We start from the raw sequence: 10,736 nt of genomic DNA, 5'->3' as shown, positions 1-10,736 counted from the left end.
TGGGAGCGGTGGGCGGGGGGCGGTGCGCTGCTCTCATCGCGAGCACCGGCCGCGCGGGAGGCTCCTCGTCCCCGAGTGCCATGGGCTCTGGCACGAGGAAGTCCTGCCCGTCCAGGATGGGCAGCTCGTCCGTCATCGTGCGCATGGCGGGCGCGCCGGGCAGGCGGTGCAGCTCCACGACGCCGCGCTCCAGCAGGGCCTTGAGGACGACCTTCACCTCGATTTCGGGCAGCCGTGCCGCCCGGGCCAGGTCCGGCACGGCATGGTCCCCGTCGATGAACGAAGCAATGTGTGCCTCGAAGGGGTGGAGCGGCTGGAGCGCGATGTCCAACCCAGCGCGCAGGTGCGGCACGGTGTGCGCGTCCATGGGCACTGTAAAGCGCGCGGTGGCCAGGTCATGCGGCGTGGGGCGCTGGGGCGGGGGCCTTGGCAGCTCCATGGTGCGCGTGCGCTGCGGTGGGGACAGCAGCGCCCGGACGATGGTGGGCTCGGTGATGACGTACTCCCCGCTGGCCTGCTGCGGGTCCAGCAGCAACCCGCACTGTGTGCACTGGAAGTCGTTTCCACCCACTGTCGCCCGGCACTCGGGGCATTCTGGTTTCGCGGCCATTCCAGGGTCATCATAGCGCCCGGTTTCTGGCCGTGTTGGACGGGGCCGTGCCCACCCTGGCTACGCCCGCCTGTCAGCCCTTCTAATCAAAAAGCAAGGCATCCAGTGTGTGTCCGACTTACGTATGGGGGAGACGGGTGCCATTGCACAATCCGTTGCATCCTCCCTGGTGCGGCTACGCCCCGGAGGGCTATACCGCGCGCGGCGGGTGGCATTGGCATCGTGTTGCGTCCGGAGAACCATGGCTGGCAATTCCCAGGCACCCTTCCACATCCTTCTCGTCGAGGATGAGCCGGTCATCCGGGAGCTCGTTCGCTCCATGCTGAGCGACGGCACCGTGGAGGTGGTGTGCGCCGCCACGGGGCTGGAGGGCCTGAAGCTGGCCAAGAGCCAGACGTTCCACCTCATCCTGATGGATGTGGTGCTGCCGCAGCTGGACGGTATCTCCGTGTGCCGCATCCTCAAGGGAGACCCCGTTACCGCGGGAGTGCCGCTCTACATGCTCACCGCGAAGGCGAAGCGCTCCGACATGGAGAGCGCCACCCAGGCGGGGGCGGACGGCTACATCCACAAGCCCTTCCGGGGCGCCGAGCTGATGGCGCTGGTGGAGCGGCTGCGCGAAGCGGGGCCGAAGCCGGAGCTGCCCTGAGTCAGGCGGGCTTCAGGGCAGGCGCGGGTGGAGGTAGCGCGCCAGGGCGATGAGGTCGTCCCAGTCCAGCTCGCCGAACTCCAGCGCGACTCCGTCCACTTCGCGGCGGCGAATCTGGCAGGTGGTGACGATTTCCCGGTCGCCGGGCAGCGGCACCGCGATGGTGAGCTCCCGCGCGGTGTCAGCCGGGTGGGCCATCAGGAACAGGCCCGCCATGGACACGTCCCGAGCGCGAACCATCACCGAGCGTCCCTTGAGGAGCACCTTCACGGGGAGGTTGGCGTCGACGCGCGGGTGAAAGCGCTCGGCAATCTGGGGGCCGCCATCGGTCGTCCGCACCGGGTTTCTCCTCTTCTCCACACGACAGGGTGCAACAACTCTGAGGCACTCCGGAGCGGACGCAAGTTTCCAGCCAGGGCCGCCGTCCAGCCTCCCGGACGCTCCTCCCGGTCCGCGGAGCGCTTCCGGACCCGCCGTGGTGCCTCAACGCCTGGGATTGCCGGGGGTTATCCCTGGCACGGCGGCTGAAACAGGGCCGGGCAACTCTCCGCAGGAGGCTGCCCGTGTCCAATGACAGTCGGATTCCCACACTGACCATCACCCATACGGTTCCGCGTCAGACGCCGCAGAACGACTTCGGCACGGTGCTGGCGCGCGCGGCGAACGAGGTGGTGCGCTCGGGAGCGGGCCTGGTGGGCGGCATGATTCCGGGGGGGCCCATCGTCAGCGCGGCCGTCTCCAGCGTGAAGACGGTGGTGTCGGCGGTGGCACCGAAGACGTCGGGGGCGGGGATGCCCGCGACGGCGGATACGGGGAGCGCGGCGGGCGCGGGGGCCGCGGCGGGCAACCAGGAGGCGTGGGACCTGCTGGAGGCGCAGAAGGTGCTCGCCGCGGAGGGCCAGAAGTTCAACATGGCCTACCTGCAGCTCCAGAACGAGATGCAGAAGGAGAGCCGCGAGCACACCGCTGTCTCCAACATCATGAAGGTCCGCCACGACTCCGCGAAGGCGGCCATCAACAACATCCGCTGAGGAGCGACACCAGCCATGGCCATGGACACGTTGGGGCCGGTGGGGGGAGCGGGCGCGTCGCCCGCGGTGGAGCCCAGCCGGGAGCGATTCAGCAAGGTGTTGGACGAGGTGCAGGGGCCTGCGAAGGGCACTGGGGTTCCGGTGGCCACGGAGGGGCCGCCGAAGCCCACGCCCACGGCGGCGCCGCGGGGTGTCTCCCGGGCCGAAGGGGTGGGGCCCGCCGCGCCGGGCTGCGCGGACGTGAAGCCGGGCACTCGCGTGGACTCGGTGCAGGCGGCGAGAGCGCAGCAGGCGGCGCAGGTGCTGGACCGGGTGGGGCAGGCGCAAAAGCGGCTGGACCACATCCTTCAGCTGGCGCAGTCCGGCCGCAGCTTCACGCCCGCGGAGTTGCTCGCGTTGCAGGCCCATGTCTACCGGGCGAGCCAGGAGCTCGACCTCGCCGGCAAGGTCGTCGAGAAGGCGACCGGCGGCGTCAAGCAGGTCCTCCAGACCCAGGTTTGAGGAGCACCCGATGCGTTTGCTTTTCCGTCGCGCTTTCTTCCTCGTGCTCCTCGTGAGCGTCACCGCCTGCCGCGAGCGCATCCAGCATGGTCTGGATGAGCGGCAGGCCAACGAGCTTCAATCCGTGCTCGTCGAGCGAGGGCTCGACGCGCGCAAGGTCCCCGAGGCGGGCAAGAAGCCCACGTGGTCCATCGAGGTGGCGGACGAGCACGCCTCGGACGCGGTCCGCATCCTGTCGGAGCTGGGGCTGCCCAGGCCGAAGGAGGAAGTGGGCTGTGACGTCTTCGGCGGTGGCGGGCTGGTGCGCACGCCGGTGGAGGAGAGCGTCTGCCGAGTGAGGGTGATGGAGCGGAGCCTGGAGAAGACGCTCCAATCCGTGGAAGGGGTGCTGCTCGCGCGCGTCCACCTGGTGGTGCCCGCGCCGCCGAGAGTGGGACAGGCCCCGGGGCCATCGAAGGCATCGGCCATGCTTCGCGTGGCGCCGGGCAATGCGGCACGGGTGCGGCAATCCTCCGAGACGTTGAAGGTCCTCCTCGCGGGTGGTGTGGAGGGACTGTCGCCGGAGGCCGTCTCGCTGTTGGTGGACGAGGTCTCCACCCGAGTGGAGGCTCCGACGGAGGTGGGCGTGTCTCCGCTGACCCGATTGCGTGCCCTCTTGGCGGTGTTGGGCCTCATGGTGACGGGGCTGTCGGTGGCGCTGGTGCTGGTGACGCTCCGGATGCGGCACTACCGCGACCGGACACCGACTCCATCCGCGCCGCCTGGACCCGCGCGGCCCGTGTTGTCACCGGGACCGGCTCGGAAGGTGGCGTGAGGTGTCCATGGAGAGCGAACGCATGGATGCGACACGCGTAGGGCGCAAGCCTCGGCCAGGCCGGCACTCCACGTCCGTCCGGGCCACTGCACCGACCGAGGAGGTTCCCCGGCTCGTGGGCCCCTTGCCGATTCCATTCGAACGCCTCGCGCTCGTCGCGTGGGTACTGGGGCGGGAGCGGGCGGGCACCTTGCTGGGCGAACTGGGCGAGGAATCGGCGGTGCGTGCGCGGGAGCACCTCCAGCGTCTGTCCGCGCTGCCCTCCGCGCAGCGACAGGCGAAGGTGGCGGTGGAGTTCGGGGAGCGAGCTGATGCCGCTGCTCGGCTGAGACACCTCATGCGTGACGCGCCTCCCATGCTTCGCCGGGAAATCTTTCGGCGTTTGCCTCCGTACCACCGGACCTTGTTTCCCGATGCGAGTCTGGCACCTCAGGCGACAGAGGTACCTCCCGCGCTGGGGGCACTGGCCGACCGCTTGATTCGCGAGGCCACGCGCTGAGTCTGGAAGCGGCGCCGTCCCGGCCCGCGTACCCGGCGTCCCGCGCACGGATGCCATGCCTTCCCAACCCCGCGACTCCACGAGGCCGGCCCCTGGCGGGGGCCCTGCACGGGAGGAGTGCGTCTCGATGCAGCAGCGGAGCCACCGATGAAGACCCGTATCGAACACGCCGGCAGCCGGAAGGTCCGCCCCCTGCGCCGCTTGGGGGCGCGCCGGCTGACCCGGGCGCACCTCGTGCTCGCGGAGCGGCCCCAGGCTGGGGGCCTTGGAAGGGAGGCGCTGGACGCGGTGATGGCGGCCCTGACTCGGGAACTCGGCTGTCCCGTGCATGCGGAGGCCCGCTTCCTGGAGTCCGTCGTCTCGCCTGCGGTTGGACTGGGCGAGCCCGCGATTTTCGCGCTGCTGGAGCTGTCGGCGGTGGGAGGCACGGCGGTGCTGGAGCTGGAGCCCGCGCTCGCCTTCATGGGGCTGGAGCGCATCGCTGGCGCGGGGCAACGGCCCGGCGTGGTGACGGAGTTGGCCCGGTTGGAAGAGGCGACGTTGGCCTATGTCCTGCTGGTCGCGCTCTCCGCGGTGCGGGCGGCGGGCGGGGCACACCCGTGGCTCGGTCCACGGCTCGCGGGCGTGACGATGTCCAGGTCGGACGTGGTGGCGCGCTTGGACCCTCGCGAACCCTTGGTTGGCATTGAGTTGATGGTGAGCGTGGGCGAGTCGCGCGCGGGCGCGCGGTTGTTGCTTCCGTCACAGGTGGTCCAGACGGTCTTCCAAGTGCTTCCGGTGGAGCGTGCGCCGGGCATCGCGCCAGAGGTGCTGGCCGCCTCGCTGGAGGCCCGCTGCCTCGTAGGCCAGACGCCGCTGCCCGCGAACGCTCTGGACGCGCTCGTGGTGGGGGATGTCGTCGTCTTCGAAGGTGTGCGCAAGCAGGCCGGCCAGCTCTTCGGGCCGGGGCGGCTGGTGACGCGCGGATTCGCGCTCTCGGGAGACTTCCTTGCCGAGGGCTTTTCACTGACCCGCGCGCAGGGGCGCGGGATTCCCCAGGAGTCGGACATGGTGGCCGTGAACAAGCAGGAGGAGGGCATGCCTCCGTTGCCCGTGGATGTGGAAATCGAGCTGACGCGGGTGATGATTCCCCTCTCGGAGCTCGCGGCGCTCAAGCCGGGCGCGCTGCTTCCCCTGCACATCAACGCCAGCGAGCCGGTGGTGCTGCGCGTGGGAGACCGCGCGGTGGCCCGCGCCGAGTTGGTGGAAATCGAGGGCGAGGTTGGAGCCCGCGTCCTGGCGCTGCTGCCGTGAGTCCCGCCATGAATGCACAGCGTTTCGTTCATTCGCCGCGCTCGCGCTTGCTGTTGGCGGGGGCACTGGTGCTGGGTTTGGCGGTGATGGGCCCGGTGGCTGGGGTGTCCACCACGGTGGCCGCGCGGTGGCTGCTGGGCGTCGTGGCGCTGGCCGCGCTGGGATGGTGGTTGCACCGGCGCGGCGCTGTCGTCGCGGGCGAAGCCACGGCGCCACGGCTCAATATCGTATCGCGAGCGGGGCTGTCGCAACGGTGCGGTGTTGCGCTCGTGGAGGTGGATGGGCGCAGCTACCTGGTGGCCTTCGGTGATGCGTTCGCGGAGATTCGCGAGACGGCAGCGCCTGCGCCGGAGTTCGGCCATGTCCTGGCGCAGGCCCGGCGGCCCATGCCCAGGTCCCGCACGATTCGGGGCCGGCGGGAGGGGCCATGAGCCACAGCTTGCTGGGAGCGCTCCTGCTGGTTCCTGCCGCGGCCGCCGCGGCGGAGAACTCACTGTCGCGGATGTCGTACGCGGGCAGCCCTCTGTCGATGATGGGCATGCTCGCGGTGATGTCGCTGCTGCCGTTCGCGGTGCTGATGCTGACGAGCTTCTCGAAGATTGCCGTCGTGTTGTCACTGGCCCGCTCGGCCATGGGCACACAGCAGGCGCCGCCTACCATCGTGCTCACGGGCCTGGCGGCGGTGCTCACCGGGCACATAATGGCCCCGGTGATGGAGCGCATGTACGACGCGGGGCAGGTGGCCTACGCGCAGGTGGCGTCGGGCTCCGGCGCGGAGATGCTCTCCGCCGCGAGCCGTGTGTCGGAGCCGCTGCGCGCCTTCCTGACCAAGCACGGGAGCGCTGAGGAGCGCGCGCGCTTCGTGGACCTGGCGCGCGAGCTACGTCCGGTGGAGGAGATGGACGCGGTGCGGGAGACGGACCTCTTCGTCGTCATTCCGGCCTTTGTCATCACCGAGCTGAAGGAAGCCTTCCAGATTGGCTTCCTCGTCTTCCTCCCGTTCCTGGTGCTGGACATGGTGATTGCCAACGTGCTGCTCGCGCTGGGCATGCAGACGCTGTCACCCAGCCAGGTGAGTCTGCCCTTCAAGATTCTCCTCTTCGTCGCGGTGGATGGCTGGTCGCTGCTCGCGCGGGGCCTCATCCTCGGCTACCGGTGATGCCATGACCCAGGACGTCTTCCTCACCCTGGGACGTGAGGCCCTGCTGTTGATGGTGATGGCGTCGTTGCCGCCCATTGGCGCGAGCCTGGTGGTGGGGTTCTTGTCGAGCCTCTTCCAGGCCACCACCCAGCTTCAGGAGTCCACATTGTCGGTGGTGCCCAAGTTGTGCGCGGCCGTCCTGGCACTGGTCCTCGCCGGGCCCTGGATTGCCGGGCAGCTCACGCGCTTCACCCACCAGCTCCTGATGCTCATCTCCGAGGTCGCGGCATGAATCTGGAGCCGCTCCGCGCCTGGCTCGAGTCACTGGGGCCGGACATCGTCGTGGTGGCGCTGTGTGCTGCGCGGCTGCTGCCCATGACGTTCCTGTGTCCGCTACTGGGAGGACAGGCCTCGCCGACGATGGTCCGCCTGGCATTGGTGCTGTCCCTGTCGCTCTTCCTCCGGGTGGAGGCGGGCGTGGCGCTGGATGTGCCTGTCACGTCCGCGGTGGCCCTGGGCGGATTGGTGATTCGCGAGCTGCTCTTCGGGACGTCCGTGGGGTTGGTCGCGGCACTCCCCTTCGATGCCGCGCGCATGGGGGGCCGTTTCATCGACCTGCTTCGTGGAACCTCCGCCGAGGCGAGTCTGCCCCTGGCGGGGAGCCGTGAGTCCGCGGCAGGGGAGGGGCTCTACCATTTGCTGGTGGCGCTGGTGGTCTCCGGTGGCATGTGGCCGCTCGTCATCTCCAGCGTGCTGCGTGGGTTCGGCGTCGTGAAGCTCGGCGCCTTCGTTCCAACCGAGGCGGCCACGTTGCATGTCGTTCTGCTGGCGGGCGCGGCCATGGCCACGGGGCTGGCGGTGGGGGCGCCGATTGCCGCGGCGGTGCTGACCGTGGACTGTTTCCTGGGCCTGGCCTCGCGAGCGGCGCCGCAGGTGAATCTTCAGGAGGTGGGGACGCCGCTGAAGATTCTGGGTGGGGGCGCCTTGTTGTGGCTGGGGACGGGCGTGTTGTGTGAGCGGCTGCTGGCGGGCGTGTTGTCCGTGGAAGGCACGCTGGCGCTGTTGGGGGAGGTGGCGCGGTGAGTGGGGAGAAGACAGAGAAGCCCAGCGCGAAGCGCCTTCGTGAAGCACGGCGCAAAGGACAGATTCCCCGCAGTCGCTTGCTGAACGCCAGCGCGGTGACGGCGGGTGGATTGTTTGGACTCACGGAGGCCGCGCCAGTGGGCATGGCGCGGCTCCAGGCATGGACGGAGCACCTCTTCCTGGGACAGCAGGCCCTTGGGGCGTGGCAGGAAGGACTCTGGATTGCCGCGCGTTTTTGTGGCCCGGTGCTGGGGGGCGCGTTCGCTGCGGCGCTGCTCGTGTCCGTGGCCACGGTGGGCCTGGAAGCCGACCTCCAGCATGTCGAGCCGAAGCTGGAGCGCATCAGTCTCGTGGCGGGCATGCAGCGGCTCTTCAGCTGGCGCCCCTGGGTGGAACTGGCGAAGACGCTGCTGATTGTCTGTCTGGTGGGGGCGCTCGTCTGGAGCGATGTGGAGGAGGCCGCTCCGGATGCGATGAAGACCGCGTGGCTGGGCGGTACGGAGGGCTTGAGTCTGGTGGTCGCGCACGTGTCCGGACTCGCGAGCCGCCTGGCCTGTTTGCTGGTGGTGCTGGGCGTGGGGGACTACGCGCTGGCCTGGCGGCGCCACATCAAGGATTTGATGATGACTCGCGAGGAGATGAAGCGCGAGTACAAGGAGAGCGAGGGCGACCCCCGGCACAAGGGGCAGCGGAAGGCCCTGCATCGCCAGCTTTCGCAGGGCGGTGCGGCACGCGGGGTGCAAAAGGCGACCGCCGTGGTCGTCAACCCCACGCACATCGCGGTCGCGCTTCGCTACGACGTCGACGAATGTGAGGCGCCCTATCTCGTGGCCAAGGCCCGGGAAGGGGATGCGCTCGCCATGCGAGAGCAGGCCCGCCGACTGGGCATTCCGGTGGTGCGGGACATCCCGCTGGCGCGCAGCCTCATCCACTACGACGTGGGCGAGCCCATCCCAGAGGAGCTGTACCAGGCGGCGGCGGTCGTCCTGCGCACGGCGATGGATGCGCGGGAGTTGGACGGCCATCCACGGAGACAGACGTCATGAACCCCCTCATGAAGGTATTGCTGAAGGCCCGAAACTCCTCGGACGTGGTGTTGGCGATTGCCATGGCCGCGGTCCTGGGCGCGCTCATCATCCCCTTGCCCGCATGGCTCCTGGATGCGGGGCTCGCCGTCAATCTGGCGGCGTCGGTGGCCCTGCTGGTGGCCGCGCTGCGTGCCCGGGACGCCTTGAAGGTGACTTCGTTCCCCGCACTGCTGCTGTTCACCACGCTGTTCCGATTGGCGCTCAACGTGTCCTCCACGCGGCTCGCGCTCGCGGAGGGGCACGCGGGAGACGTCATCCAGGCCTTCGGTGAGTTCGTCGTCCGGGGCGACTACGTTGTGGGCGCGGTGGTGTTCGCCATCCTCACGCTGGTGCAGTTGCTGGTCGTCACCAAGGGCGCGGAGCGGGTGGCGGAGGTGTCCGCGAGGTTCACGCTGGACGCGATGCCCGGCAAGCAGATGTCCATCGACGCGGATCTGCGCGCGGGCGCCATCGACCAGGCGCAAGCCCGGCGCCGGCGGCGTGACCTGGAGCGCGAGTCTCAGATGTTCGGCGCCATGGACGGCGCGATGAAGTTCGTGAAGGGGGACGTGATTGCGGGCCTGGTCATCGTCGCCGTGAACCTGCTCGGAGGAACCGTCATTGGTGTGCTGCAGGGAGGCATGCCCCTGGCCGAGGCGGCGTCGACATTCGCGCTCATCGCCATTGGTGACGGGCTGGTGTCCCAGGTTCCCTCGCTGTGCATCGCCGTGGCCGCGGGCCTCGTCGTCACGCGCGTCGCCTCGGAGAAGGAAGAGGACACGCTGGGTGCGGAGATTGGGGCCCAGTTCTTCGGAGAGGCGCGGACACTCTGGGTGGTGGCGGGCCTGTGCGTCGCGTTGGCCCTCATGCCGGGAATGCCGCACGTGACGTTCCTTCTGCTGGCGGGAGGCCTGGGTGGGCTTGGCCATGTGCTGAGCCGCGCGGGTGTTTCGAAGGTCGAAGAGAAAGCAGGCGCGCCCGCGGAAGGTGTGGCGCCTGGCGCGGCTGGAGCCCCACCGGAGAGTGCCGCGTCGCCCGTGGGGGTCTCCCCGCTCACGCTGGACCTGGCGCCTGACCTGACGGTGCTGGCCGAAGCGGAGGGCGCCGCCTTCGTCCACAAGACGTTGAACGGCGTGCGGGACGAGCTGTTCTTCGAACTGGGGGTTCGGGTGCCCGGCATCCGGGTGCGCACGCAGGCCGCCTACCTGGGCCCGGGCGAGTACCGCGTCCTGGTGGACGAAGTCCCGGCGGGTGGAGGGCAGGTGCTGCCGGGGGCGCTCTACGCGCTGGCACCTCCGGACGAACTGGCGTTCCTCCAGGTGAGCGCGGAGGCCGCGACGGAGCCCTCGAGCGGGAAGGTCATCAGCCGGATTCCAGAGTCGGCTCGGGTCCTGCTGGAGACGGCGCAAGTGCCGCTGCGGCGTCCGGGAGAGCTCGTCTCAGACCATGTGCGCGCCATCCTGCGTGTCCGCGCCGCGGACCTGCTGGGGCTGCAGGACGTCCAGGGACTGCTGGAGGGACTGGAGGCGCAGGCGCCCGTGCTCGTGAAGGAGGCGCTGCAGAAGGTGCCGCTGCCGCTGCTCACGGACGTGCTTCGCAAGCTGCTCCAGGAGGGCGTCAGCATCCGGGACTTGCGAGCCATCCTGGAGGCGCTGGTGTCGCCGACGACGGAAGGGGATGCCGTCGCGCTCGCGGAGCGCTGTCGGCAGGCGCTGCGGCGGTACCTCAGCCACAAGTTCGCGCCCACCGGGCCGCTGTACGCGTACCTCGTGGACCCGGAGGTGGAAGAGGTGCTGCGCGGCATGGGCCCGCGAGGGCTGGCGCCAGACCCGGAGCGGGTGGCGGAAATCCTCGAAGGCGTGCGGCAGGTGGCCACCGAGGGACGGGCGGTGCTGCTCACCGCTCCGGATGTCCGGCGGCCTCTGCGCAGACTGTGCGAGGGCGCGTTCCCGGACGTTGCGGTGCTCACCTATGGCGAACTGGATGGGGCCCTCCAGATTCGCCCCATCGGCCGGCTGTCGCCGGTGGCGGTAGGGCGCTGACGGAGG

General features: G+C 69.7%; 13 protein-coding genes and 1 pseudogene. 12 read left to right on the top strand and 2 right to left on the bottom strand.

All coding sequences use genetic code 11. The features are described 5' to 3' along the window. Positions 1-610, bottom strand: a pseudogene (locus FMP39_RS15410) (tetratricopeptide repeat protein); the annotation flags it as partial. A 241-nt stretch (positions 611-851) separates the two neighbouring features. On the opposite strand from FMP39_RS15410, the gene FMP39_RS15405 reads away from it, so the two are divergent. Continuing rightward, positions 852-1,259 carry a response regulator gene (locus FMP39_RS15405; protein ID WP_141590801.1) on the top strand — a complete coding sequence of 136 codons (408 nt, stop codon included), beginning with the start codon at positions 852-854 and terminating at the stop codon, positions 1,257-1,259. A 12-nt stretch (positions 1,260-1,271) separates the two neighbouring features. Here the strand turns inward: FMP39_RS15405 and FMP39_RS15400 are convergent, their stop codons facing one another. Continuing rightward, positions 1,272-1,598, bottom strand: a complete 327-nt coding sequence (locus FMP39_RS15400; protein ID WP_026113775.1) for a PilZ domain-containing protein — start codon at positions 1,596-1,598, stop codon at positions 1,272-1,274. Positions 1,599-1,822: 224 nt separating this feature from the next. Between FMP39_RS15400 and FMP39_RS15395 the strand changes: the two genes are divergently transcribed. The 11 genes from FMP39_RS15395 to FMP39_RS15345 all read left to right on the top strand — a co-directional run bounded on the left by FMP39_RS15395 (position 1,823) and on the right by FMP39_RS15345 (position 10,730). Beyond that, a complete protein-coding gene (locus tag FMP39_RS15395) occupies positions 1,823-2,290 on the top strand; it encodes a hypothetical protein (protein ID WP_141590799.1) in 468 nt (155 codons plus the stop codon). A gap of 15 nt (positions 2,291-2,305) precedes the next feature. Beyond that, positions 2,306-2,791, top strand: coding sequence for an ATP-dependent helicase HrpB (locus FMP39_RS15390; protein WP_141590797.1), 486 nt, complete (start codon positions 2,306-2,308; stop codon positions 2,789-2,791). A 10-nt stretch (positions 2,792-2,801) separates the two neighbouring features. Next, the gene (locus tag FMP39_RS15385; RefSeq protein WP_141590795.1) at positions 2,802-3,605 is read left to right on the top strand and encodes a flagellar M-ring protein FliF; all 804 of its coding nucleotides are present in this window, start codon (positions 2,802-2,804) and stop codon (positions 3,603-3,605) included. A gap of 22 nt (positions 3,606-3,627) precedes the next feature. Further along, entirely contained in the window at positions 3,628-4,104 is a 477-nt protein-coding gene (locus FMP39_RS15380) for a hypothetical protein (protein WP_228558013.1), read from the top strand. A gap of 147 nt (positions 4,105-4,251) precedes the next feature. Next, positions 4,252-5,397 carry a type III secretion system cytoplasmic ring protein SctQ gene (gene sctQ, locus FMP39_RS15375; RefSeq protein WP_194858411.1) on the top strand — a complete coding sequence of 382 codons (1,146 nt, stop codon included), beginning with the start codon at positions 4,252-4,254 and terminating at the stop codon, positions 5,395-5,397. An 8-nt stretch (positions 5,398-5,405) separates the two neighbouring features. Then, a complete protein-coding gene (locus FMP39_RS15370; protein ID WP_228558012.1) occupies positions 5,406-5,828 on the top strand; it encodes a flagellar biosynthetic protein FliO in 423 nt (140 codons plus the stop codon). Beyond that, positions 5,825-6,556 (top strand): type III secretion system export apparatus subunit SctR, encoded by a 732-nt coding sequence (gene sctR / locus FMP39_RS15365; RefSeq protein WP_141590787.1) that lies wholly within the window; start codon positions 5,825-5,827, stop codon positions 6,554-6,556. The genes FMP39_RS15370 and sctR overlap by 4 nt, the downstream gene beginning before the upstream one ends. A gap of 4 nt (positions 6,557-6,560) precedes the next feature. Continuing rightward, positions 6,561-6,830 (top strand): flagellar biosynthetic protein FliQ, encoded by a 270-nt coding sequence (locus FMP39_RS15360; protein ID WP_011555600.1) that lies wholly within the window; start codon positions 6,561-6,563, stop codon positions 6,828-6,830. Beyond that, complete coding sequence (locus FMP39_RS15355) at positions 6,827-7,621, top strand: EscT/YscT/HrcT family type III secretion system export apparatus protein (RefSeq protein ID WP_141590785.1); 795 nt, start codon at positions 6,827-6,829, stop codon at positions 7,619-7,621. Before FMP39_RS15360 ends, FMP39_RS15355 begins: the two co-directional genes overlap by 4 nt. Continuing rightward, positions 7,618-8,667 (top strand): flagellar biosynthesis protein FlhB, encoded by a 1,050-nt coding sequence (locus FMP39_RS15350; RefSeq protein WP_141590783.1) that lies wholly within the window; start codon positions 7,618-7,620, stop codon positions 8,665-8,667. Before FMP39_RS15355 ends, FMP39_RS15350 begins: the two co-directional genes overlap by 4 nt. Further along, complete coding sequence (locus tag FMP39_RS15345) at positions 8,664-10,730, top strand: flagellar biosynthesis protein FlhA (protein WP_141590781.1); 2,067 nt, start codon at positions 8,664-8,666, stop codon at positions 10,728-10,730. Before FMP39_RS15350 ends, FMP39_RS15345 begins: the two co-directional genes overlap by 4 nt. Positions 10,731-10,736: the final 6 nt, after the last annotated feature.

Origin of the sequence: Myxococcus sp. AB056 (assembly GCF_006547365.1) — a bacterium.
Lineage (GTDB): Bacteria > Myxococcota > Myxococcia > Myxococcales > Myxococcaceae > Myxococcus > Myxococcus virescens.
Note: the sequence above shows the minus strand (reverse complement) of the source record. Positions and strands in the feature narration are given on the sequence as shown.

Bases quoted from the DNA above. Each gene is read 5' to 3' on its own strand.
- FMP39_RS15405 (WP_141590801.1), top strand. From the start codon at position 852: ATGGCTGGCAATTCCCAGGCACCCTTCCACATCCTTCTCGTCGAGGAT.
- FMP39_RS15390 (WP_141590797.1), top strand. From the start codon at position 2,306: ATGGCCATGGACACGTTGGGGCCGGTGGGGGGAGCGGGCGCGTCGCCC.
- FMP39_RS15385 (WP_141590795.1), top strand. From the start codon at position 2,802: ATGCGTTTGCTTTTCCGTCGCGCTTTCTTCCTCGTGCTCCTCGTGAGC.
- FMP39_RS15380 (WP_228558013.1), top strand. From the start codon at position 3,628: ATGGATGCGACACGCGTAGGGCGCAAGCCTCGGCCAGGCCGGCACTCC.
- sctQ (WP_194858411.1), top strand. From the start codon at position 4,252: ATGAAGACCCGTATCGAACACGCCGGCAGCCGGAAGGTCCGCCCCCTG.
- FMP39_RS15370 (WP_228558012.1), top strand. From the start codon at position 5,406: ATGAATGCACAGCGTTTCGTTCATTCGCCGCGCTCGCGCTTGCTGTTG.
- sctR (WP_141590787.1), top strand. From the start codon at position 5,825: ATGAGCCACAGCTTGCTGGGAGCGCTCCTGCTGGTTCCTGCCGCGGCC.
- FMP39_RS15360 (WP_011555600.1), top strand. From the start codon at position 6,561: ATGACCCAGGACGTCTTCCTCACCCTGGGACGTGAGGCCCTGCTGTTG.
- FMP39_RS15355 (WP_141590785.1), top strand. From the start codon at position 6,827: ATGAATCTGGAGCCGCTCCGCGCCTGGCTCGAGTCACTGGGGCCGGAC.
- FMP39_RS15345 (WP_141590781.1), top strand. From the start codon at position 8,664: ATGAACCCCCTCATGAAGGTATTGCTGAAGGCCCGAAACTCCTCGGAC.